General features: G+C 38.4%; 22 protein-coding genes. 8 read left to right on the top strand and 14 right to left on the bottom strand.

The window, feature by feature from the left end; all coding sequences use genetic code 11:
* Window positions 1-42: 42 nt before the first annotated feature.
* From ABN212_RS03510 to ABN212_RS03530, 5 genes are all read right to left on the bottom strand, one after another.
* Window positions 43-306: a DUF1435 family protein gene (locus tag ABN212_RS03510; RefSeq protein ID WP_198620703.1), complete on the bottom strand. Its 264-nt coding sequence runs from the start codon at window positions 304-306 to the stop codon at window positions 43-45.
* A gap of 207 nt (window positions 307-513) precedes the next feature.
* Window positions 514-1,062 (bottom strand): GNAT family N-acetyltransferase, encoded by a 549-nt coding sequence (locus tag ABN212_RS03515; protein WP_198620702.1) that lies wholly within the window; start codon window positions 1,060-1,062, stop codon window positions 514-516.
* Between the two features lie 2 nt (window positions 1,063-1,064).
* Window positions 1,065-2,690 (bottom strand): Na/Pi cotransporter family protein, encoded by a 1,626-nt coding sequence (locus ABN212_RS03520; protein WP_109374378.1) that lies wholly within the window; start codon window positions 2,688-2,690, stop codon window positions 1,065-1,067.
* 420 nt (window positions 2,691-3,110) lie between these two features.
* Window positions 3,111-4,550: an alkaline phosphatase gene (gene phoA, locus ABN212_RS03525; protein WP_196532858.1), complete on the bottom strand. Its 1,440-nt coding sequence runs from the start codon at window positions 4,548-4,550 to the stop codon at window positions 3,111-3,113.
* Between the two features lie 187 nt (window positions 4,551-4,737).
* Window positions 4,738-6,297, bottom strand: a complete 1,560-nt coding sequence (locus ABN212_RS03530; protein WP_349442883.1) for an alpha/beta hydrolase-fold protein — start codon at window positions 6,295-6,297, stop codon at window positions 4,738-4,740.
* Between the two features lie 231 nt (window positions 6,298-6,528).
* Between ABN212_RS03530 and ABN212_RS03535 the strand changes: the two genes are divergently transcribed.
* From ABN212_RS03535 to ABN212_RS03550, 4 genes are all read left to right on the top strand, one after another.
* Window positions 6,529-6,798: a hypothetical protein gene (locus tag ABN212_RS03535; protein ID WP_072069015.1), complete on the top strand. Its 270-nt coding sequence runs from the start codon at window positions 6,529-6,531 to the stop codon at window positions 6,796-6,798.
* Between the two features lie 14 nt (window positions 6,799-6,812).
* Window positions 6,813-7,163 carry a type II toxin-antitoxin system RelE/ParE family toxin gene (locus tag ABN212_RS03540; RefSeq protein WP_198630393.1) on the top strand — a complete coding sequence of 117 codons (351 nt, stop codon included), beginning with the start codon at window positions 6,813-6,815 and terminating at the stop codon, window positions 7,161-7,163.
* 271 nt (window positions 7,164-7,434) lie between these two features.
* Entirely contained in the window at window positions 7,435-7,767 is a 333-nt protein-coding gene (locus ABN212_RS03545) for a type II toxin-antitoxin system PrlF family antitoxin (RefSeq protein ID WP_198620700.1), read from the top strand.
* Window positions 7,768-7,777: 10 nt separating this feature from the next.
* On the top strand, window positions 7,778-8,272 hold the full coding sequence (locus tag ABN212_RS03550; RefSeq protein ID WP_198620699.1) for a type II toxin-antitoxin system YhaV family toxin: 495 nt from the start codon (window positions 7,778-7,780) through the stop codon (window positions 8,270-8,272).
* Window positions 8,273-8,370: 98 nt separating this feature from the next.
* Here ABN212_RS03550 and ABN212_RS03555 read toward each other — a convergent pair whose 3' ends face one another.
* The 4 genes from ABN212_RS03555 to serB form a co-directional block, all read right to left on the bottom strand.
* Window positions 8,371-9,510 carry an ElyC/SanA/YdcF family protein gene (locus tag ABN212_RS03555; RefSeq protein WP_198620698.1) on the bottom strand — a complete coding sequence of 380 codons (1,140 nt, stop codon included), beginning with the start codon at window positions 9,508-9,510 and terminating at the stop codon, window positions 8,371-8,373.
* Between the two features lie 380 nt (window positions 9,511-9,890).
* Window positions 9,891-11,135, bottom strand: coding sequence for a multifunctional transcriptional regulator/nicotinamide-nucleotide adenylyltransferase/ribosylnicotinamide kinase NadR (gene nadR / locus ABN212_RS03560; protein ID WP_109374384.1), 1,245 nt, complete (start codon window positions 11,133-11,135; stop codon window positions 9,891-9,893).
* Between the two features lie 11 nt (window positions 11,136-11,146).
* Window positions 11,147-12,538 carry a DNA repair protein RadA gene (gene radA, locus ABN212_RS03565; protein WP_075672711.1) on the bottom strand — a complete coding sequence of 464 codons (1,392 nt, stop codon included), beginning with the start codon at window positions 12,536-12,538 and terminating at the stop codon, window positions 11,147-11,149.
* Window positions 12,539-12,576: 38 nt separating this feature from the next.
* Window positions 12,577-13,554 carry a phosphoserine phosphatase gene (serB, locus tag ABN212_RS03570; protein ID WP_109374385.1) on the bottom strand — a complete coding sequence of 326 codons (978 nt, stop codon included), beginning with the start codon at window positions 13,552-13,554 and terminating at the stop codon, window positions 12,577-12,579.
* 109 nt (window positions 13,555-13,663) lie between these two features.
* On the opposite strand from serB, the gene ABN212_RS03575 reads away from it, so the two are divergent.
* The 4 genes from ABN212_RS03575 (at window position 13,664) to ABN212_RS03590 (ending at window position 20,061) form a co-directional block, all read left to right on the top strand.
* Window positions 13,664-14,392, top strand: a complete 729-nt coding sequence (locus ABN212_RS03575; RefSeq protein ID WP_196532861.1) for a YtjB family periplasmic protein — start codon at window positions 13,664-13,666, stop codon at window positions 14,390-14,392.
* Between the two features lie 226 nt (window positions 14,393-14,618).
* Entirely contained in the window at window positions 14,619-16,160 is a 1,542-nt protein-coding gene (locus ABN212_RS03580; protein ID WP_198630394.1) for a YjjI family glycine radical enzyme, read from the top strand.
* Window positions 16,132-16,998 carry a YjjW family glycine radical enzyme activase gene (locus ABN212_RS03585; protein ID WP_198632384.1) on the top strand — a complete coding sequence of 289 codons (867 nt, stop codon included), beginning with the start codon at window positions 16,132-16,134 and terminating at the stop codon, window positions 16,996-16,998. The genes ABN212_RS03580 and ABN212_RS03585 overlap by 29 nt, the downstream gene beginning before the upstream one ends.
* 156 nt (window positions 16,999-17,154) lie before the next feature.
* Window positions 17,155-20,061, top strand: coding sequence for an autotransporter domain-containing protein (locus tag ABN212_RS03590; protein ID WP_349442885.1), 2,907 nt, complete (start codon window positions 17,155-17,157; stop codon window positions 20,059-20,061).
* A 75-nt stretch (window positions 20,062-20,136) separates the two neighbouring features.
* Here the strand turns inward: ABN212_RS03590 and ABN212_RS03595 are convergent, their stop codons facing one another.
* From ABN212_RS03595 to ABN212_RS03615, 5 genes are read right to left on the bottom strand one after another with little or no spacing between them, the layout of a single operon-like run.
* Entirely contained in the window at window positions 20,137-20,775 is a 639-nt protein-coding gene (locus ABN212_RS03595) for an ATP-binding cassette domain-containing protein (protein WP_198626233.1), read from the bottom strand.
* A 59-nt stretch (window positions 20,776-20,834) separates the two neighbouring features.
* Window positions 20,835-21,632, bottom strand: a complete 798-nt coding sequence (locus ABN212_RS03600) for an ATP-binding cassette domain-containing protein (RefSeq protein ID WP_198621045.1) — start codon at window positions 21,630-21,632, stop codon at window positions 20,835-20,837.
* The gene (locus ABN212_RS03605) at window positions 21,626-22,438 is read right to left on the bottom strand and encodes an ABC transporter permease (protein WP_198626234.1); all 813 of its coding nucleotides are present in this window, start codon (window positions 22,436-22,438) and stop codon (window positions 21,626-21,628) included. The genes ABN212_RS03600 and ABN212_RS03605 overlap by 7 nt, the downstream gene beginning before the upstream one ends.
* Window positions 22,435-23,418 (bottom strand): ABC transporter permease, encoded by a 984-nt coding sequence (locus ABN212_RS03610; RefSeq protein ID WP_409281887.1) that lies wholly within the window; start codon window positions 23,416-23,418, stop codon window positions 22,435-22,437. Before ABN212_RS03610 ends, ABN212_RS03605 begins: the two co-directional genes overlap by 4 nt.
* On the bottom strand, window positions 23,403-24,986 hold the full coding sequence (locus ABN212_RS03615; RefSeq protein ID WP_349442887.1) for an ABC transporter substrate-binding protein: 1,584 nt from the start codon (window positions 24,984-24,986) through the stop codon (window positions 23,403-23,405). The genes ABN212_RS03610 and ABN212_RS03615 overlap by 16 nt, the downstream gene beginning before the upstream one ends.
* Window positions 24,987-25,206: the final 220 nt, after the last annotated feature.

Here is a 25,206-nt window from a genome sequence, read left to right on the forward strand (position 1 = left end):
TGTAATAACACCCATTCGATTACACACCGAGTATTCTTTTCTCTATCCATGATACGCGACTAAAAGTGTCATCAAACTGTAGGTTAATACAACGCCTGCGGGGATCATTACCCACATTTGTAATTTTTTATGGAACAGCATCAAGGTTGATAACAGCATTGAAACCACTAAAACCAGCGTAAAAGCGGATGTTCCTGCAATAGAATGCGTGATCACTGTTAGTAAAGAAGAAACCGCCAACATTTCCCATAAACTAATGCGAGATGTCCAAGACGTAACTGGAGATAAGCGCGTTGATTTAGCCATAATAACTCACCATTAATGATAATGATTTTCATTATTATATATAACACTTATGCTAAATCAACTTATATAAAGAAAAAAACTTACCTTATATCCTTATTTTTTAAATGGTTATGTGTATTCTTTAGTCTCAGGCATAAAAAATGCCTTATCATTTTCACGATAAAGCATTTCATTTTATTATGTTGTTATCATAGTCAATAAACAAAATTAAGCGTTATTTGGCTCGATAAAATGAAAGACTAAATGAATATCTTCAGGCTCTCTTTCATAAAGCTCAGGATCAGGAATATCAATTAAACGACACCCTAAATGCTGATAAAAATTCACGCTATTTTCAGAAGGTGTTGATGAGATATATAATCCACCAGCCCCTTTTTTCTTCGCATATTCCACACAATAATCAAATAATATTCGTGCTAAACCTTGCCCTCGTTGCTGGTGGCTAACATGTAAAAAAGAGAGTTGAAGTAAAGTGCCATTTTGACCCCGTTTTTGTGGATCAACACTTGCCGCCGCGACCAACTGATCTTGTTTAAAAACACCCCAAAAAGGCGCTCCTCGATCAAAACTTTCAAGTAAAACAGGTGTGTAATGTTCTGATTCACCTTCTGGCCAACCTTTCATATCAAAGCGTTGCTCTGATAAAAGCAATATTCCTTCTTTTAAGACATATAGCTTTTCAATAAGCTCGGTTCTATCAATTGCCCATACTTGTGGAATTTCATTTCGTGTTAATTGACGAATAATGTATTTCATTATTAAACCTGTTCTGATGATGATTCACTTCGTTCTAGTACGTGATAAGCCACAGCACAGAACAAGGAATTCAACCGTTTCATATCACCGAGCAAACTGGTATGCAGTGAACTGGTTTCAATACTTTGCATATTATGCAAATGAAGACGTTCTACATGGGCAAACGAGTAACGCTGGTTGAGTAAACGGAAACGATGTTTTGCTCGACGTAATTTACGAGCATGTTCCATGTTGCCGGAAACAAATACCGACATCGCCAGATTCAGATTACTTTGCAGACGCTCAAGGAGTGTCTGTAATTCACGACGTCCTTCCTCCGATAAAAACAAGTGGTGATTTAAACCTTTGCTAACCACTTCAGCCGACATACGCGCAATAATAGCGGATGATTGTTGTAAATTCATCGCTGTATCAATAATTTCAGCCCAACGTCGAGAATCTTCAGTTCCTAGATCATGCTGTTGAATTTGTGCCATATACAATTTAATGCTGCTGTGGAGTAATTCTACCTCTTCTTCTAACTGGCTAATTTCCCTTTTTTGCTGACGATCGCCTTCCATTAACGCAGTAAAACGTTGCAGCATTTGTTCTATAACATCACCTAATCGTAGTGATTCTCTAACCGCATTAGCAATTGCCAATGAAGGCGTATCAATAGCGGATTGATCTAAATAACGCGGTGCCATTTCAGAGCCCGTGGTCGGTAATTCAGGAATGAGTCGCTGACATAATTTCGCCATTATGCCGACAAAAGGGATCATCAAAATACAGCGAGCAAGATTATAAATAACATGAAAATAGATAACGACTTCAGCCGGTGAAAAGCCATATTTTTGTATTTCAGAAGCAAGATACGTTATCCATGGTAAAACAATCAATGCGCCAATCAGTTTAAAAAATAAGCTTCCCAACACAACTTGTCGAGAGGCAACGCTTTGTCCCCGACTACTTATTAATGCAAGCAACCCACTACCAATATTTGAGCCAATTACAATGGAAAGGCTGATATATAATGGCATTAACCCTGTTGCACTTAATGTTGCCGTTAACAACACTGCCGCAAGGCTCGAGTAACTCACCATTGCAAAGAGTGCCCCCACCAATAGCGCTAAAATAGTATCGCCACTGAGAGAGGTAAAAATAGCTTGGACTGCACTTGCGTGCATAATAGGTTCTGCCGATGCCACAATGAGTTGTAAAGCCAACAAAATCAAACCAAGACCAATGCCCACACGTCCTAGTTGTCCTACTCGCTCTTTTTTACGACTTAAAAAAGTAATAACACCGATAAGGATAAGGAGTGGCGATAACCAAGAGAGATCAAATGTCAGCACACGCGCCATTAACGCAGTACCCACATCCGCGCCTAGCATAATAACAAGTGCTGGTGTAATCGAAATCAGTCCTTGCGTCACAAAAGAGATAACCAAAAGTGCCGTCGCATTACTGCTTTGCACTAATGCCGTTACGCCCACACCCGCAAGAAAGGCGTTGGATTTTTTATTAATACTTTTACCTAAAATTCGGCGTAAATCAGAGCCAAAAACACGCATAATACCTGTACGAACAATATGTGTTCCCCAGACAAGAAGCGCGACAGATGAGAGTAAATGAAGCAGTGTCAGCATAGAAAAAATAACCTTATTCTTATCGTTGTTTGTTTGACTCTGTTCTCCTTCAATCTCATAAAAAAGAGAAAGACCATGAGCAGATAACGCTCTGAGAAAAGATATTTGCTGGTAATGCCTTAATAACACATTGGGTTATTAGACAAAAAGATATTGCAACTTAAGTGCAATAATCAATGGAGAAGTTGAGAATATTATATGGATTAATGTGTGAATTCTGCTAATTATAGCAGAGAAAGTGTCACTTTCAAAATCAGACTATAAATAACCTATTGATTTATTATCATTTTATTTTTAGCAGACTCAATTCTTAATAAAAAAACGCGACTAGAGGGTATCTCTCTAAGTCGCGCGAAAATACAACAATTTAGTAAGGCAATTCGACTACAAGTTCAGACAGACTATAAATTCAACTTGAACTTACTTCAGACCCATCGCATCACGCATTGTGAAAAACAAATCTGTTTGGTCAGTTAACCCAACCACATTAGCCGCATGTGGACCATAAGCGGCAACGCGTAATTGTGCTCCTGTATGCTCTTGAGACTCTTCTTCTGAGTTACCGTAATTCACCACCATAACCGCACCATCTTTAGTGATAAGTGCCTGTGTTAACCCGCTGGATTTCACATCAGCTTCAATAATTTGGCTTGAATGCGCATGATCAGCAGTCACGATAATCAGAGTGTCGCCGTTTTGTTTAGCAAAATCTAAACCGATTTGTACGGCTTCATCTAGCGCAACAGTTTCACCAATTTGTCCGCAAGGATTCGCATTATGATCTTGCTTATCGATAGAGGCACTTTCGACTTGTAAGAAGAAGCCATTTTCATTGGTTTTCAGCAAATCGATCGCTTTTTTGGTCATTTGTGCCAGTGTTGGCGCATTCGGATCAAGTTTAGCGTTAGGTTTGCACTCTAAAGGTGGGTTGTTTAAATTACCGTGGTAAGTCGCTTTAGGGCCTTCCCATGCCACTGCCATATTGCCTTCATGGAATAAACCTAGTACAGGCTTATCTTGGTTCGCAAGCGTAATCGCATCGAGTGATTTGGCATCTTTCACGATTTGATAACCACGCTCAATGGCTTGTTGCTCTAACGTTTTGCCTTTGTATTCACCCGCTACAGCCGTTTGAGCAAAACTTTTTGCTCCACCACCTAATGTGACATCAGCGCGAGTCACTAATAATTGCTCAGAGATAGAACCTCTACCGCCATTTTCCAATGCGTTTGTTGAGCATTTCTCTAAGGTTTCAACAGGGCCATAGCATTTACGTCCTGTTACATGCGAGAACAGAGCCGCAGGTGTTGCATCTTGAATTTCAGAGGTTGTCACGTTCCCTGTCGCCTTTCCATTGGCTTTTGCTAATTCCAAAATAGTTTGATGATCCTTACCAAACACATCAATCCCTAATGCACCATTATAGGTTTTCACACCCGAAGCCCATGCTGTCGCAGAAGCGGCCGAGTCTGTTACATAATTAGGTTTTTGGGTTTTTCTGTCTAAAGCGTAGTGTGTGTATTGACCCGTAATAGGTAAGGCATCGATACCTTTAAAGAAACCACCCGCACCTTCGGCATAGTTACGTGCAACGGTGATTTCAGAATCCCCCATACCATCACCAATAAAGAGGATTACATTTTTCGCTTGGTTATTATTTAAAGCGGCTTTTAATGCCTCAGTTTGATCTTGAGTCATACGGCGAGCACCGCCAAATTCCGTGATATTACCTTTTGCTGCACGATCTTGAGCTAAAATGGCATCAGCAGCAACGGGAGCAGCAAAAGAAGAGAAACTCGCGCCAGCTAATAGCGTTGTTACAATAACGGATAAAATAGAACGTTGGTAACGATGAGACATAGCTTTTTCCTTGCACTCTAAAGTAAAAAACAGGGTTAATGTTTTAAGTCAGGAAAAGCTTACGGCAGTTAAATGACAGAGAAATGAAGAGTAAATGCGATTTTGATGACAGCTTTATGACAGGTTGGTGACAAATTAGAAGCTTATGCCGTTTATCATCACTCATAAGCTTCTGTCATTATCAATATTAATGTTCTTTAGTTAATGCTTTCGCACCGAGATATAGCGTTTCACACCAAGAGATATAATCATGCCCACTTGCCATTTCTAGCGATTGAACTGGGTAACCTTTTTGTTCTAAAACCCGTTTAAGATGGCGATTATTATTTAAAATCCCCCCTTTATCACCACGGTTTTCAAATAACCCCGCCTCTAAGAAAAACTGTAATGGCTTTTTATCTGCTTGCTCAAATTGTCGAATAAGCCATTCAGGCTCTTCATTTTCAGGCGCCCACCAATAAGAGCCTGACATACTCAGCACTTTACCAAAGCGATCAGGGCGATTAAATGCCACCCATGAAGACGCTAATCCTCCATAACTCGAACCTGCCACAATGGTTTCTTCTCCTGATACGTGAATACCTTTCTCTTTTTCCAACCAAACAAATAATTCGTCGGCTAAAAAGCGATAAAAATCAGGATTAGGCGGTAATTCAATACTACGACGATCACTATCAATGCTATCAACAAAGAGGATCATCATCGGCGCCAATTTCCCGTCTTCGATCTGCTTATCAAAAAATTGATCAATACCATATTGACGACGATAAGTTTGACCATCAAATAACACTAAGAGTCGAGGTACTTCCATTTTTTGAGCGGGCTGGTAAAGCGCTATTTCACGATCGTTATTTAAGATCTGACTGTGAAAACGCACAATTTCTGTGTTGCCTTTCATTTTTCTATCAAGAATATCAGGCAATTGGCATTCACGTTGACTATCTAACGATAATAAAGAAAAGTGATTATAAATATCCTCAGATTTGCTTGGTGAATCTTGAGAATTCAGCGGATCTGCCTGTGCTGTGGTTAAAATAGCGCGACGTTGTTCGAATGGCTCTGCATTTTCAATGATAGGCACATCAGGCGCTAATTTATATTGCATTAATGTATCGTTAGGTACGATATAGCTACGATACCAAATATCACTATTGGCTAAATGGGTTAATGGATCATGATTACCCTCTGGTGATCCCAATAAATAGACATTCTTCTTTGTACCTTGCCATAAGAAAGTGACTAACTTTTTATCCTTATCATAAGGCTCAATAAGGGGTGTACCTCCATGGCGTACTTGTTGCCAAAATGCCTGAATACTTTGTTGATTGAGTTGTTGAGCAAGTGTTTGTAAACGAGGACTAATAGGTGCAATTTTCGCATCTTTATCTAAAGGTTGATAAGGCTGTGTTGTCAGTATGAGTTGCCATGATTTTCCCTTTTCACCCTGTGCAACTAATTGATAACTTGCGGTTTCAGGCAATAAAAAACGCACTTTTTGTTGCCCATCCGCAGGAATATCTTTTAATAAGCTACGGATATGTGTGCCATTTGGGGTTTCTAATCGCAGGTTTTGTATCCCTTTCACATTCAGTTCGGCATAACGTTGACTCTCTAGTTGCGTGGTAAAACACAACGTGTTGTTGTTATCAAACTGACCTGTTATTTCTTTGCCTTCGGTTACGGTTAAGCAATTGGAAAAACTAGGGAAAGATGCCATTAATGCACATATCATCAGAGGAATTCTCACTTTATTATTCTCGTTATAAACTATTGTGAGAAACAATAGTAATGATAATTGTTATCAATTCAATAAAAATTAAGCGTGTACAAATTTATAATAAATTTGACACCCCAGCGAAAAATAATAAAATAATCATTATCACTCCCTATGTGATAGCAAGATAAAGTCAATAATTATAGGAGTTCGCTATTTATGTCTATCTTGCATATGAATAGCAATTAAATGAAGGTAATTATTATGTCTATAACGATGTCGCAAAAACTAGCTCGAGAAGGACTTGGTAATCCAGAATTATTTCAAGGTGGTGTTTATATTACAAAAAATGGTCAAGCGGAGCTTTTTGTACAAACAGCCGAAGAAAGACAACTGGAGTTACAAGAAAGAGAAAAAGAGCGTCAATCAAATGCTCTATTGAAATTGGTAATGATAGCGAAAGAAGATATAGCAAATGAGCAAGTTATGTCTCCTGAAGATGTCAAAAGAAAACTACGTGGATCTCGAACTTAATATTAGAGGTGCTTTTGAAAAAAACTGTAAACATTAGAGTATCAGAGACGGCTCTATGGTCATTAAAAGATGCGGAATCATTTAAACTCAGTTGCACCAATAACAGTGAAAACGCTGCTGTATTTATAGATCAACTTTTTGACTCAGCTATTGATGCTATTTCTCAAGATCCTACCCGTTATCGTTATAATGCAATGTTGGCAGATAAAGGGATCGCTATTCGTGAACGTATTGATGTAAACAGTCAGTTTCGTTGTTTATATGAATTCAATGAAGAAAATAATACGGTCGATATATTACTTTTTATAAGTACAAAACAAGATATTGAAGGAATGCTTTATCGTTGTTTAATATTGAAAAAATGATGAAAACCTCCTCAATCATTTTTGTTATTGAGGAGACTTTCTTTCTAAGTTAATTAACGTTAAAACGCTCCCATCAACGCTCTTCTAATGGATAGCTGCGGAAACTCCATAAGCCCAACGCTTTTAAGCCGTCGTTTAAAATTATCTTGTTGCAATCCCATACAATGCATTTGCATTACACAATGCATTTGCATTACAATACTCTGACTTGCAAATCCCCGATAGTTTAAAAAACTCATCTGATCATGGGATAAAGTTAAGGAGAAACAAGATGATCCTAAATATTGAGGATGTGTCTCTACGTGCTGAATCTCGACTCACTGAGCGTAGTCAAACCACAATTCCTGTGGCCATTCGGGATGCTTTACACCTAAAACCTGGAGAATTAATCGAATATTCTCTATTACCTGGGGGTAGAGTCATTATATCTCGACAAGAAAAAGAACAAGATGATCCAGTTATATCTGAATTTCTCTCTTTCCTTGAAAAAGATATGAAGAAAAATCCACAGCATATCAAATCAGTACCTGCAACATTATGGACTGAGGTGAAAGAGCTTACTGATGGCGTTGAAATTGACTTAGACGCACCACTTACTGACTAGCAGAGGTGGAATGGATACTTTAGAAATTAACGGCTGGAAAATCTTTTTTCACCAATGCTTTTTAGACCAGATTATTGAATTGGTCGAAAATGTCAAAAAATTGAAAGCATCAGATCCAAGTGGGTATAAGAAAAAAAACGCAACTAAACTACTTACAGCAATCAAAAAAGTAATAGAAGAGCGTATAGCCAGAAATCCGCTCGATCCTATATTTCACCAAGGAAATACATTAGGGCCTAATAATAAACATTGGTTTAGAGCTAAGTTCTTGCAACAGTTTCGTTTATTTTTTCGATGCAGTGAAGAACATAAGATCATCGTTATTGGTTGGGTCAATGATTTTAATACACTGCGTGCTTACGATTCTAAAAGTGATGCATATAAAGTATTTTCATCAAAACTAAAAGCAGGAAAACCACCAAATGATTGGCAAACCTTGCTAAAAGAAGCTTCTGCCACAGCAGGATCAGAAACGCTCTCAACTCAAGATTTTTTCAATCACTAGCGAGTGTTATTAAAGTTACTTTTATTCGCCAAAAAAGAGCCCAACGTTATAGAGTTACTTCATCTTTGGGCTCTTTCACTATTCAATATTTATCTAAATCAACGCTCTTCTAATGGATAGCTGCGGAAACTCCATAATCCTAGCGCTTTTAAGCCATCACGATAAATGCCCTGTATATCTGATTTACTGGCTTTTTGTAATTCAGCTAATGGTTTATCAGGAGCGACAACCGTTAAGTAAGTAATATCACTTGGACCACTTTGCCAACTTGCGATAGTGAAAATTGCGTCAGCACGACGAACATGGCTACCAGAGCTAATAATCACTGCTGTTTTAATACGATGTTTGGTTAAAGCATAGCGGCTAAATAACGCATTTTCGACAGTTGTACGCGCATAGTTCTCTTGGAAAATACGTTCTGGTGCAATCCCATTTTTCACCAGCCAATCTGCCATTAACTTACCTTCAGTTTGGTGCGCTTTAGGTACGCCCCCAGTCACAACAATCATTGCTTCAGGCAATTGTTTAGCGACTTCTAAAGTTTTATTTAAGCGCTCAATTAAAATCTTATTCATAGTGCCATCAGGATTTAACGCATAACCTAATGTCACAATCGCATTATTATCTTTGGTTTTCTTCAATTTCGCTAAATCAGCAGGCGTTAATTTATCGCTTAACGGCATTTTGCTAACGCGATCAATTTGTGCAAAGAAACGACTAATTTCTTCTGCTTTTGCTGGATTTAATGATTTCAATTTATTGAAATACGCTTCGCTCTCTTTATCTTTACCTTCAAAACGAGTCCATGAAGTGACATAAATTAGCGCATCAATATCATCAGGAGCCGCTTCTAAAATCTGTTTATAAATCGTAATTGCGCGAGAAACATCATTGTTATAGATATAAGCACTCGCGGTACTAAATAATAAATCGAGGCGATAAGGTTCTAACTTATAAGCTTGCTGTAGTTTTTGCGCCACAATTTCCATATTGGATGGCAGTTTTCCCGTAAAGCCAGCATCAGAGACACGCGCTGGTGACTTAAAAGCATCTAATGCATCTTGGATCAAACTATCAACCGTTTGGCGCTGAGAGACATACTGTTGATAGCTATTATCTGGTTGATGAACTTTTTGGTAAGCCAATGCATTTGATGAGACGGTAAAACCTAAAGCAGCGATCGCTAACGAAATGACTGTTTTCTTGATATGAAGTGAAACACGGGAAGGTTGCGCCATTATCTTGTCCTTTTACGAAAAATAGTCTGCTTCTTCACCTGAGCGAATGAAGATAGAGAGTGTGACTCCCCACACCTAATGGCAAAAGAAATACACACCGATAAATCTATACCTGCTATCTATAATAGAGATCCCTGCATTAATTTTCAGTAATCTTTTTCACCTTATTGAAAAAAATAGCATTATTACGTAGATAGCTTATTTGACAGATTTTTTTATATATTTTTATCTTTTGGTAAGTGATTTTGTTCTGATAGATCATCAGTGATAAAGAATACAAACGATCTATTCTTTAGAGGGAAGAGAGACGTTTAAAATTGAGTAATTATTTTTATTATTCAATGTAAAAAACGCCACTAATGGCGTTTTTAATCTTTATATTATTCAATATGCTTTGATTGCATCATCAATAATTCTCTCACTAATTCAACGCAACTTAAGAAACGTTCGTCATAATCAGGGGAATTAACTTTAATATATTCAATATTATTTTTATCGAGCATTTCCATCAGTAAGGTTTGGAAATAACGTCTCTCTTTATCACTGCCTAAACTACGCAAGCCATCTGCTACCCACGGCGTATTGTTTTCTAGCAAGATAACTAAATCAAAACGGTATTCATCAATCAGCGCTTGAACAAAGGGATGCTCTTTACCTTCATAACGTAAACAAAATGCTTGTGTGGTGACAAAATCCGTATCAACAAATGCCACTTTATTTGCATATTTAACAGCAAAATCAATATATTGAGCATGTCCCAATGCAATTTTATCGTAGTCGGAATATTGTAAGGCCATTTCATCCCCACCAAGGTGAGAAAACACATAATCACGACCATATTCCCATGCGCTGGTGGTATTGAAAATATTGGCGAGCTTATTGACTAACGTGGATTTACCACTGGATTCACCGCCTAAAATCGCCACTGTGCGCACAAAGAAGGGTTTTACTTCCGTTGGAATATATTCCCAATATTTAAATGGTGCTTGGCGAATTTGACTGCCACTGATATTCATAAATGAACGCTCAGGATCAATCAAAACCGTTTCAATCCCCAAGAAAGCATTATATTGATCCGCATCTTCTCGTTCGCTGGTATAGATAAAATCAGGGGTTATCTGCTTTTCTCGCAAAAACATTTTGATCCCTTCACTCCACATTTCCCAGCCATGGGGTTGTGGCTCTATACCGTGCTCGTCAAACTCATGAATACGAATATTTTTTTGATATTTAAAGGTTTGTAATAACCAACGCAATCTATCACTCACCGTTGGCTGTTGTGACATTGCACTGTTGATAAATAGATTTTTATCACGAGGCTCGTCATGACATAAAATAACATGTAATTCATCTACTTGGCTGCAAGCACGTTGAATTAAATAAATATGCCCCGTATGAAGCGGATAAAACTTACCAAAAATAACACCAATCGTTTTCTTTTTTACGGGATATTCTAACCCTAAAAATTGGTGTAATGCCGACATCTTTTGAGCGCTGGGACTTTTGATTTTATTATTAATTAATTGGCTAAGATAGCCTTTTGTCATATCACTTTCATCAGCAACCTGTTGTAAAGTATAACCATTTTTTCTGATAGCCTGTTTGATATAATCAAAAGGTCCCATATTTCACTCCTTTAGAAATCTTCTAAATCATCGAGGACAGATAACGCATCTGACAGCTTTTTCACACCATACACTTTCATATCAGGGGGATTTTTTTTCGGCATATTTGCACTAGGTACAATCGCTCGTTTAAATCCATGTTTTGCTGCTTCTGCAATACGCTCTTGTCCGCTAGGGACTGGTCGAATTTCACCTGCAAGTCCGACTTCGCCAAATATCACTAAATCACGAGGTAAAGGACGATTACGAAAACTGGATACTAATGACAATAACAAGGCTAAATCTGCACTGGTTTCTGTGACTTTTACCCCACCAACCACATTCACAAAAACGTCTTGATCAGACATTTGTAACCCGCCATGACGATGTAAAACAGCAAGCAGAATAGCTAATCTATTTTGCTCTAATCCCACTGCAACACGGCGAGGATTGGACAACATTGAGTGGTCAACTAAGGCTTGTATCTCCACCAGCAAAGGTCTTGTACCTTCCCACACAACCATAACAGAGCTACCTGATGTGATTTCATCACCTCGACTTAAAAAGATAGCAGATGGATTGCTCACTTCTCGTAATCCTTGCTCTGTCATCGCAAAAACGCCTAACTCATTAACGGCGCCGAAACGGTTTTTATGACTGCGTAAGGTACGAAAACGAGAATCCGTTTCACCATCTAGCATGACAGAACAGTCAATACAGTGTTCCAATACTTTAGGCCCTGCCAATGTGCCATCTTTTGTCACATGACCAACCATGATAATGGCAACATCATTGGTTTTAGCAAAACGAGTTAGATAAGCAGCGGTTTCTCGCACTTGAGCAACACTACCCGGTGAAGATTGAATATCTGCCATATGCATCACTTGAATAGAGTCAATCACCATTAATTTAGGTTGTTCTTGTGAGGCAATTAAACAAATTTGCTCAATGCTAGTTTCTGACAACATATTTAGCTCTGCTGTCGGTAAACCTAATCGATGTGCACGCATAGCTACCTGTTGGAGTGACTCTTCACCTGTAACATATAGCGTTTTCATTTCCGTTGCTAAACGACACATGGTTTGTAGCAATAAGGTACTCTTACCCGCGCCCGGGCTTCCCCCGATTAAAATGGCACTTCCAGGGACTACACCACCACCTAATACGCGATCAAACTCTTTAAAGCCCGTTGAGAAACGCGGTAAGGCTTCAAGGCTAATTTCAGAGAGCTTTTGAACTCGGCTAACGCCTTTTGCATCACCCGCAAATCCACTAAAGCGCTCATTACGGGAAGAAGGGGCGGCAGCAAGGCGCACTTCTGTAATTGTATTCCACGCATGACAAGCAGAGCATTGCCCTTGCCAACGAGGATAATCTGCACCACATTCATTACATACAAAGGCTCTTTTTGCTGCTTTTGCCACACATCTCTCCCAACAATAACAATTTTAGAAAAACGCGCTTAACGCTCTTCGTGTTTTAGACCACCACTTAAAACGCACAATACACCCATTAGGTCGGCGTGACGAATAGCGACTTTTGCTTGAGCATACACTTTAGGTTTTGCATGATAAGCAATACCAAGCCCTGCTTTTCTCAACATTTTAAGATCGTTTGCCCCATCACCAATGGCAATGGTTTGCTCCATTGGGATCTCTAAATCTTTCGCTAAACGCGCTAACACTTGTGCTTTGTACTTCGCATCAACAATCGTACCTTTGACTTTACCTGTCAACTTGCCATCTTTAATTTCAAGATGATTAGCAACAGCAGACACTAAGCGTAATTTTTGTTTTAAATTATCCGCAAAATAAGTAAAGCCACCTGACGCAATAGCAATATGCCAATCCATCGCCTGAAGTTTACGCACTAAGCTGGTTAATCCCGGCATAAGAGGCAAATCATCCATCACCTTTTGCAAGATAGATGCATCAGCGCCTTTCAGTTCAGCAACACGCAACTTTAAGCTTTCACTAAAATCCATTTCCCCTTGCATGGCACGTTCTGTTATCTCTGCAACTTTATCGCCCACGCCAGCAAGTTTGGCTATTTCATCAATACATTCAATTTGAATCGCCGTTGAATCCATATCCATCACTAAAAGTCCTGGAGAACGTAAGCGAGGAATTTCACCTAGAGGAACGACATCTAGGCCACATTCATCAGATAAACGGCGAATTCGACGGGTTAGACTACCTGCGATACGTACCACTTGGTAATCGTCAATGCGCCATGAAGAAACCACCACGATTGCCACGCCTAATTTATGTTGGAACTCACTTATTCTTTTCTTATCAAGTTCACGTCCATAAAGTAACCATCCGCTATCACCCGCACGATAATCCAGTGGCATCACCTCTTCACCACTGAGTGATAACGGCAGACCTGGCCATTTACGGATCTCATCCGGTAAATAGCAATAGGTCAGACTATTTGACATACTTATTCTCCTGTTTTCCCCTGTCGGAACAAAATAATCGTTATTCAGCCTATTCTATCTCTGGCTCATCTGGCAACATGCATATACTTGCTTACGCAAAAGGATGAACATGCTTAAAGACAAACTAAAATTCAAACTCCAAAAAACGGCGATTATACTGATTTGTATCGCACTATTGGCATTTCTTATGCAAGGCGCGTCTTATTTTAGCCGTGCTAATCAGCATGCCCGTATTACTCAGTTTGAAGAGCTTGCAAAAACGCTGGCAGAACAAGTTGCGTTCTCTTTATCCACTTATATAGATGACAGTAGCAAAGATAACGTAAATCCCCTCATTATGGCTAATTTAAATCATCTAACTCATGATAGTCGGGTACTTGATGCCAGCCTTTATTTAGAAGATGGCACACAAATAGCGCATAGCGGTGAAAATGTCACGGTTAAAGAGCGATTAGCACTAGAAGGGCAAAAAAGTGGGGGCTCGTTTAATCACCAGCTTGTTGTGCCTGTGCCGGGTAAAGATAAACCCAAAGGCTTTTTAAGGCTCACACTGGATACTCATCAGCTTGTCACTGAATCTAGCCAAGTGGATAACACCACGAATTTATTACGTGTGATGTTATTGGTCGCACTAGCCATTGGCTTTTTGCTTTCTCATAACCTTCTTCAATTAACACCTGTTCATTGGCAACAATCGCCGTATTTATTAACGGCCAATTTACCACCTCGCACTGAAAAAGATGATATTGAAGAAAAAGAAAGTGATGAAGAAGAAGGAGAAGAAAATAATGTCAAAGAGAGAGATAACGACACCGAAAATAGCTCAAATAAAGCATAAACTCTTATCCGATTAAAAAATAAAAAGTGAGTTGAGTGATGAGCTGAACTCACTTTTTAGCCAACACAAACTGAATTTAGATATATCTAATTTATGCGTATTTTCGTGCTATTCCCTTAATCTTTAAAAGGGATTTGTTTAAAATCACAGTAAACCTTAGCCAATTCATTAATCTAAAAAGATAAGTTTTAAATCTTTTTCTGGCTCTTTGAGTGCTGAGGTGGTTATGACTGAACAATCTGTTATCCAACGTTGTCAACAAATCGTAGAAAACCCAACCCTTTCCCCTGAACAAAAACGTCATTTTCTCGCTTTAGAAGCTGAAAATATGCTGCCTTATCCTGCACTTCCTAAAGATGCAGCTAGCGCATTAGATGAACGGGTCATTTGCGATATGTATGAAGGTCATGCACCTTATAAACCTCGTTATGTATTACCTGATTACGCGAAATTTTTAGCACAAGGCTCTCGCTATTTAGAGCTAGAACCTGCACAAGATTTTGATGATGCACTAAACATGCTGACCATTCTTTATCATCATGTTCCATCAGTTACCTCAATGCCCGTTTACTTAGGACGTATTGATAAAATTTTACTGCCTTATGTCGGTTCTCTTACCGAAGAGCAGCTTTATCCTAAATTAAAACGTTTTTGGCGCTATCTTGATAGAACACTGCCTGATGCGTTTATGCATGCCAATATTGGCCCTGAAGACTCCATCATCACGCGATTAATTCTAAAAGTAGATGTCGAGCTTCAACAAGTCGCGCCTAATCTCACCTTTATTTATGATGCGAATTCGACGCCTTCTGACCTATTGCATCAAGCTATAACCAATATTTGCCATAGCAGTAAACCCCATATTGCCAACGGTACTTTACAAGATGCCGTATTTGGTAAAGATGAATACGGTATTGTGAGTTGTTATAACTCTTTACCTCAAAGTGGTGGTGGTAGCACTTTAGTACGGATTAACCTTAAAGAAGTGGCAAAGCGCAGCCAAAATAGCCACGATTTTCTTGAAAATGTCTTGCCATTTTATATGCAAAAACAAATCGAGATCATCGATGCCCGCTGTGAGTTTCTCTATGAAAAATCCCATTTCTTTAAACAAAGCTTCTTAGTGGAAGAAGGTTTGATCTCACCTGATCGCTTTGCCCCTATGTTTGGAATTTACGGTATGGCAGAAGCCGTTGCTTTATTACTTGAAAAAGAAGGCAAACAAGTCGCTTATGGCGATAACGAATCAGCAAATAAACTCAGCTATATTATTAGTGAAAAATTAGCGCAATTTGTCGCGGATACCCCTGTGAAATATGGCTGGAAACAGCGTGCCATGCTACATGCACAATCAGGCATTAGCTCGGATATTGGCACCACTCCTGCAACGCGTATTCCTTATGGTAAAGAGCCAGATCCCGTTACCCACTTAATGACTGTTGCACCACATCATGCGTTTTATACTTCAGGTATTAGCGATATTTTAACGGTAGATGAAACCATTAAACAAAACCCTGATGCATTAATGCAACTGTGTTTAGGCGCTTTCGCTTCAGGGCTAAGGGAGTTCTCAGCAAACGTGGGTGGAAATGATTTAGTGAGAGTCACCGGTTATATGGTGCGCTTATCTGATTTGAAAAAATACAAAGAAGAAGGCTCTCGTTTAAACACCACTTGGTTAGGCGATGAAGCCACCGCGAACTGCCATATTACTGAGCGTAAACCGCGTGTGATCAGTTATGAACAGCAGATGCGTTTCGATAAATAAGATACTGCCCTTCTCTTGTGTCGATGGCCCGGGCAATCGCCTAGCCATCTTCCTACAAGGGTGTAATCTACGCTGTAAAAATTGCCACAATCCCTACACAATGGGGATCTGTGACAATTGTGGTGACTGCATTCCGACTTGCCCACAACAAGCACTTTCATTACAAAATGGTGTTATAAGTTGGAACAGTGCCAGTTGTGAACAATGCGACACCTGTATTCAGCAATGCCCTCGTCAATCAAGCCCGATGACATTAAGTTATACCGTTGATGAATTAATCACTATTACACGTAAATACGCTGCATTTATTAATGGTGTCACTGTCAGTGGCGGAGAATCGACGTTACAACTTCCTTTTTTAATCGAATACTTTAAAACAATTAAGCAAGCCCCCGATCTCAAGCATCTCACCTGTTTAATCGACAGCAATGGCACACTTTCTCTTAATGGTTGGCAAAAAATAGCCCCTTATATGGATGGTGCCATGATCGATTTAAAAAGTTGGAGTGAAAAGACACATGTTTATTTAACCGGTCGTAGCAATCAGCGTATTAAAGAATCAATCAAATGGTTAGCTAATAATAATTTGCTTACAGAATTACGCCTTTTATATATTCCAGAAAAAACTGATTATTTAGAGAATATTGAATTACTTTCTCAGTTTATTAATTCGCTTGGTAAATCAGTATTAGTTAGAATTAATGCTTTTCATCAGCATGGCGTATATGGCGAAGCAAGTAAATGGACATCAGCACAAAAACAACATATTGATTTATTTAGTAAAGAATTAAATAAAAGAAATATATTCAACGTTAAAACCCCTGAAATATATTCATAACAAAAATCAATAAAAACAAAAAATAATAATTTAAAATTATAATAAATATAATTAGCAATGCATTTTAAAATAAAATCCATTTATATTGACAGAAAAAGAAGATCAAATTAGTCTTCAAAAAAACCTGCCAATATAAATGGAATACAATTTATGCTTATGAATAAAAAAAAACTAAAACTATCAATTATTGCTTCAATAATAATTAATTCTACATATAGCTACGCTTTAAATAGTCCATCACCATTAATAGAAACAAATGACATTGAATTTAAATTTCAGGAGATTAATCGTAATAATTTAAACTTAGGTAATAATAGACATTTACATGGTACGTTTTCCGATAGAGATTTACCTCATTTTTTAAATCAGAAAAACACTCTAATTATTACAGATATAATCCTTGATGGTAAAGATAAAATTTTAAGTAAAAGAAAAAGAAATCTTATTAGCTACAATTCTGGAGCGAGCTTTGAAGAAATAAAAATAGACAACTTGCACAGAATAAATTTTTTGTCTTTATCAGATAATGGACAATTTGCGACAGGTTATGGAAAAACAGATGACAAAGAAAATGTTTTTTTCATCTATGATACACAATCAAAAGAAATTGTAACTATTGATGATATAGACAATCATTATTTCACTACTCATGACGGTTTATTCAGTCTTTATTCAAGAGATAATGATAGAGAGAAAACTTATGTTCCTTTTAAAAAAAGAACATTTTTTATTTATGATCTTAATAATAAAACAAAGATATTACTTTCTGAACTTGAAAATAGCGCACTAAAAGATCATCAAGAAAAAGAGAAATTTAAAGCTTATCAAACTCTCGATTTTTTAAAAGATAATCAACAAGATGAATATGATCGTGATAACATAATCGAAGATCAAAGTCCTGATATTATGGGAGTATCAGCAGATGGTCATTTTCTATATGGTTCACTAGACAGAAAAGGTAATCCACGCTTTCCGGCTCAATGGAAAAAATTAGAGAAAATAATACCCAGTTTAAAGGATGGAAAAGATTTAAAACTAACTGAAAAAGATATTGAAGAAATAGAGAAAACTGGTGCATTAGCTTACGAGGTAATAAAAAGAATAAGATTAGGTTATGTTTATGATAGAAAAAAAAATAAGTTAAATATTATTCGAAAAACTACTTATGGTTATGGTTCATCAAAAATAAATGCTTTTTCTGATAACAATATAGCCATTGGTTGGTTAGAGACAATGTTAACCGAAAAAGTAGCTATTGATTATGGTATTGATAATGTTATTGGCAAAGATATCAAACTGTTACGTAAAGCATTCGTCTATGATGCAAAATTAAATAAAATAATAACACCTCAAGCATTCACTAAAAACGAAAATTACAACTCCGAAGCAACCGATATTTCTCGTGATGGTAACATTATTGTTGGTTGGTCAGAAAATAATAAAAAAAGAAAGAATTTTGTAAAAGAATACAACGATGAAAATAGTGATATTGAATCAGAAAATCTGAGAAATGGCTTTGCTTATTTTTATAATAAGAACGAAATGATTTCATTACAAGGTCTAGGAAATGCTGATAATGAATCCGAAGCCCACTCATTGTCTAGAGATGGTCATTCTATTTTTGGTGTTGCACAAGATGGAGATAATAAATGGAAACTTGTCGCATGGAAAATAAATAATACAAAAGAAGATAAACAAATTATCGATGAAGAAACACTGCGACAAGAAGAGGCTAAACGCCAAGAACTCGCAGAGAAACAACGCCAAGAACAAGCAGAGAAACAACGCCAAGAAGAAGCTAAGCGCCTTGAACTAGCAGAGAAACAACGCCAAGAAGAAGCTAAGCGTCAAGAACTCGCAGAGAAACAGCGACAAGAAGAAGCTAAACGCCAAGAACTCGCAGAGAAACAGCGACAAGAAGAGGCTAAACGCCAAGAACAAGCAGAAGCTAAGCGCCTTGAACAAGAAGAGAAACAACGCCAAGAAAATACTAATGTTGAGATAGATAAAAATATTGAAAACACTATCTCTGTAGAAGATGAACTTGCACAACGCACTAAAGAAAAGGCCAAAGAGAAAGAAAACACAAAACCATCGATCGTTATCAGCAAACCTATCGACATTGAAAATACTTCTAAATCAATGCAATTAATGGCTGAAAACGGTTATAAACTGATGGATATGCAACAAGGACAGCTGCGCCATTTAGCTTCAGCAACTTGTTCTGTGGGTACTGAAAAAGCCTGTATTAGTGGCTTTGCACACTACCAAAACATAAATAAAGCCAATGCAACACAAACGGGATTAAGTGGTGCTTATCGTTTTGATATCAACGCTATTCCATTCGTTGTCGGACTTGCCATTGATACTGATGTCTATTCCTCATTACCTAAAGGGTATCAATATCAAGGTTATGCATTACCTTTAATTGGTTTTAGCCTAGATTTAATGCCATCACTCAATGCAGAATTAAATAACAATGCATTACATCTGTCATTAAAAGGGGCTTATTTAAATCGAAAAGTTTCTATCGAAAGACTGGTATTAGAAGATACTGAAGCGGGTAAAGGTAATGCTAAGATTTCTGGTTATCACATTGAGTTACAAGGTTACTACCCTTATTCAATAAACGATGATTTATTACTGACACCCTTTGCTGGGCTTACTTTTAATCAAATCTCACGTTCAGCTTATAGTGAAACTCAAAATGCACAATTTGCCGTACACTATGATGCGCTTAACGCACACTCATTGTTAGCCAAAATGGGATTAGGCATGGATCATTTATTGGGTTCATCTTTCATACTAAACACCAAAGCGGGTTTATTATGGAACCTATCACATCATCAAGGTGATTTTCGTAGCCATATTGATTATTTAGGTCAACAGGATATTGATTATTCAGAAAATAAAAAGCAGTTAAAACAACGCCCATTTGCTCATATTGGATTAACGTATCAAGTGGATAAACACTCATCTATTGGTACTAAAGCAAATTGGGAAATGACCACGTATCGCAATCACGATATGCAATTTGGTATTAACTACACCTATCGTTTCTAATTCCATATTGTTACGTTTAGCAGTAATATTTGGCTTCCTATAAAAATATAGGAAGCCATTTTTTTCACTAACGGATTAAGATAGTCCGTTATTTTTAATAGTAGAAATACTTTTTTCCGTATCAACCCACCACACTTTAGTCGAGACTTTTTCAAGTAACGCCTTATTGTGACTAAAGATAATCAAGCTTAAAGGTCTTTTTTGGCTTTCATCAATTAAAACTTTCCAAATTTCAGCTTGAATTTGGGCATCCAATTGTGCCGTTACTTCATCCGCAATCAATATTTGAGTGCGAGGATCTAACGCTCTTAATAAAGCAATACGCGCCAGCTCTCCACCCGATAATTCATTAGGCCTACGCGTTAACCACTCTTGCTTTATCCGTAATTTCTCAAACCAACTTTCATCAGGCGTCCAAGCATCTCGGAGGCTATCCCCTGTTGTTCGAAAAGGATTAAAACACTTATCAGGATGTTGAGGAACTAATTGAATGGGGCAATAACCCTTTTTAGGCAATGGGTTGCCATTAACAAGAATTGAACCTTGAGTGGGTGCTTGCCACTGTGCTAAAACACGACCTAAGGTTGTTTTTCCTGTGCCACTTGGCGCTGAAATACCAAGTCGGTCTCCCGCATTTAACGAAAAGGAGAGATCTTGCCATAACACCTTACCTGCTTGTTCCACAGATAATTGTTTTAACTCTAAAAGTGGCATAAAGATAACTCCAGAAATAACAGATGAAATGTATAAAAATAAGACTTAAGAACACAATATTATAATGGGTTAAGTGATGTTTCTTTTGTATTTATAAATTGTTGTTCAGGTAATGCACTCCAGAGTGTCTTCAACCACTCACTACCTTCATGACGATTAAGCACATTAGCGGGAATAATTTCGTTAACCTCTCCCTGATTAAGCACCGCTATCGTATCCGCAAACCGTGCAGCTAAAGCTAAATCATGTGTAACCCAAAGCACTGATTTACCTTGATTGCATAACGCTCTTAAATGCCCTAATAACAAACACGCATGTTCATCATCAAGCCACGAGGTGATTTCATCAGCCAAAATATATTGTGCATTAGAGAGTGTTGCATTACAGGCTAATACTCGTTTTGCCATTCCACCAGACAGTTTTGCTGGATAGGTTTTTACTAATGAGCTAGAAAGATGGTAAAGCCCAAGCTGCTCGACAATATCTTCGGTTGTGATATCAGCACCACTTAAACGCGCAGAACGGCTAAGCTGCTCACCGATACAGATCAATGGATTGAGAGCACTGACGCCTTGTGGAATATAACAAAAAGTATTGCCACGATAAGCAATAAGCTCTCGTTCACTTAATGTATGCCCATTCAGTTTAATCGCGCCACGAACTCGCATATTGGCAGGCAAAAGTCCTAGCGCACTTTGTAATAACAGACTTTTACCTTCACCACTGCCGCCCACTAATGCCAGCATCTTTCCGGGTTTAATATCCAATGAGATTGATTTTAGCAACGGCTGCCAATTTCGTTTTCCTAACCAACGAAACTGTGCGATATCAATGGAAAGCTGTTCAAAACTTAACATCCTGCCCCTCTTAGCCATAATTGCTGCATTGCTTTAGCAAATTGATCGAAAATCAATACTAAGCACATCAAAATTAACCCCGGAAACACCACCATCCACCAAGAGCCAGTACTTAAATAGCGTAGTGCATCTGCCAGTAATAAGCCGAGTGAAGGTTCATGCGCAGCCTGACCAAAACCGAGGAAACTTAACGCTGCGCTATGCAATACTGCATGAGGGAACATTAACAAGGTTCCCACGATCCACTGAGGTAATAGCATTGGAATATAGTGTTTTTTTACGCACTCAAAAGGTGAATTGCCAATACGACGCGATAACATCACATAATCCGCTTCACGGATACGCTGTATTTCACCTCGTAAAATCAATGCAAGTTTAGGCCAGTGAGTTAATGCCACTGCCCAAATCACCCCTTGTTGCCCACCACCTAACGTAAAACAGATCAAAATCAGCAGTAATAAATGAGGTAGAGCTAAGAGCGCATCAACAACACCTCTTACAAAAAAATCGCAATAGCGATTAATGGAAGAAATTCCCGCAAAAATCAACGCAATCGTGCCACTCACAACCGCACTTGTTACACCAATATTTAAGCTACTTAACATGCCTTGAAAACAACGTAGCCATAATGAACGACCTAAGTTATCCGTCCCAAACCAATATTGACCTGATGGGGCTTGATTCCTAGCCAGAAAATCCATTGCGATATCAGTATGAGAAACAGAAAAGCCATACGCCACTAACCCAATTAACGCGAGGGTAACTAACAAAAGTCGCAACAATGGCTTGTTCGGATCGTAAATCATGAGTCTCGCAAAATTCCTTTATTAATACGCCGTAATAGACCGTTAGAAATGCTATTACCGAAGAAAATCAAAATAGTGCTGAAAACCACAATACCCATTAACAGAGGAATATCACCTCGTAACCCCGCATCAACGGTTGCCTGTCCTAATCCCGGATAAGCAAATACTTTCTCTGCTAAGAGAGAGCCACCGAGCAGTTCACCAATGGATGCAAACTGTAAGCAAAGTGCAGGCGTAATGGCATGACGTAGAACATGAAATATCATCATAGCCCAACCTTTATCACCTTGCGCTTTAGCAAAATGGATAAACTCACTCCCCATTACTTCCGCAACTTTAGCCCGAGTATGCAGTGCGATATTCCCTGTTCCTAATAAACCAAGCGCAATCATAGGTAAGATAAGATGAGAAAAACGCTGGCTTAACGTTGCGGTCTCGGCACTACTTCCCATTGGCCACGCACAACAAATTGGCGCCCAATGTAAAGTGACAGAAAACAGAGATAACAACAGTAATCCTACCCAGAATGTCGGTAACGCGGCTAATAAATAAGATAAAGTAGAGATAATTCTATCTGGCCAGCGATTAAGGTATCGACCCGCGACTAATCCCATCGCAACACCAATAACACCGGAAAATACCCACGCTGAAAAAAGCAAAATAAACGAAGGCCCTGCACGTTCACGAATAACATCAATAACAGGCATGTTATACAACATAGAATAGCCAAAATCCCCTTGAATGATTTGGCTAAACCAAAGCCAAAATCGCATCCATAAAGGTTGGTCAATTCCCCAACGCGCTGCAATTAAAGGATATTGTTCAGGAGGAACATTCAGTAGATCACTACCGATATAAGCCTTAATGGGATCGATTGGTGAAAAACTTAATAAAATAAAAACACCTGCTGTTGTCACCAACAGCAGGCAGAGTAATCGCAGGAAAAAACCTGCACTTTGACGTATTACTGACAAGTCCACTTCCAAGTATCTACGCTATTTAATAATGACCATGAACCATGGATTTCAGGTGTTCCTGTACCCAGATCAACACAAGGATTAGTTAAGTAAGTGTGTTGCACATTCATCAGCCAAGCCCAAGCAGCATCACCTTTTACACCCACACCGTTTTTACCATCCCACTCTACCGCTTTCCAATGAGGAACGGCTTCTTGCCATGTATGAGCATCAAGCGCGGCTTGTAGATGTTTTTCGACTTCAGGGTTTTTGTAATAACCTGGGTTATAATAACCAACACCCGCGGCATTAGCACTGTAGTGATGATATAACTCCATCGGATCAAGGCTACCCCAACCAAATAAAGTTGGATTTGAGTGCATATAGCGCTCTACTGTATCCCAACTTCCTGATTTAAGATCCATTTGAATACCAAGAGGTTGCACTAACGCACGAATTGACTCAGCTAAATCACGACGTGTTGCATCACCGCTGGTATACCATAAAGTGAGTTTTGCTTCTAAACCGTCTTTTTCACGAATACCATTTTTATTCAGCTTCCAGCCTGCATCTTCAAGAATTTGTTTTGCTTTTACAATATCACCATCTTTGAAGGCAGCTTCGGTTTGATCCCAAGGTAAACCTTTTACGCCGGTATATGCAGGAACGGCATAACCATCAAGGACTTGTTCTGAAAGCAACTTACGATCTAGCGCGTAGTTAATGGCTTTACGAATAGCGATATCAGCGGTGATATCATTACCAATATCATAGCCTTGGGCGTTTTTCTCACCTGATTTTACCATTGGGAAAACAATACCGCGATTTTCAACACTTGGTCTTTCCCACAATTTAGTATTTGGTAAATTCTTAGCAATTGCAGCCGTTGCGGGTGGAATACGCACAATACCTAATTGCCCACTTTGCGCAGCAGCAAAAGCGGCATCTTCATCAAGAAAAACGAAAATCAATTTTTCAAAATCATTTTTCTGTCCCGCATAGTAAGGGTTTGCTTCAACAATTAATTGCTGACCTGGTTGGAAACTGACCATGCGATAAGGACCTGCACCAATTGGCTTTTGTGCGTAGGTTTTTTCATCATACTTATCGGCAGAAACAATACCTAAAGAGCCGAGCACGTTTACGAAAGTACTTTGTGGTGCTTTTAGCGTGATAGTGACATGCAAATCATCATCTGCTTTTGCAAAGAGGAAGTTACCCATATCAACTTTACCGCCACTGGCAGCCGCATTGTTATAAGTAAATACGATATCTTTTGCTGTAAGCGGTAAGCCATCAGAGAATTTTAAATCTCGCTTTAACGTTAATTTCCATGTTTTACCATCTTCACTTGGTTGATAGTCACTTAACATATTGCTATACCAAGAGAGATCCGCATTTTGCTTTAACAATGGACTATGGAGAAGTAAATAACTGCCATGACTCCAGCCCAGCATTGGGTCGAAGCCTTCTGTTGGCTCTTCACCAATAGCTAATTTTAACGTTTGAGCAGATGCAGCAAAAGGGACGCTTAACGCGGCTAAGCAAGTTAAGGTTGCTAATGATTGACGCCAACCAAACCGAATAGACATAAAACATTCTCCGATTTTTTAGATACGACTTATCATCAATCTCTATCTAAATAAGATGAAGAGGCTGAAGCAAGATAAATAACAATGGTAATTGTGATGCTCTGCAACTTGATGCAGATAAAGGCTAAACCTGTGACATCATAATAAGTTTTTTTATTCAACTACTCGAATAATATTCGCCAGTTTATTGATTTTACATAAACTTTTATTAAGGAGTAAT

The organism is Proteus genomosp. 6 (assembly GCF_040139785.1).
Lineage (GTDB): Bacteria > Pseudomonadota > Gammaproteobacteria > Enterobacterales > Enterobacteriaceae > Proteus.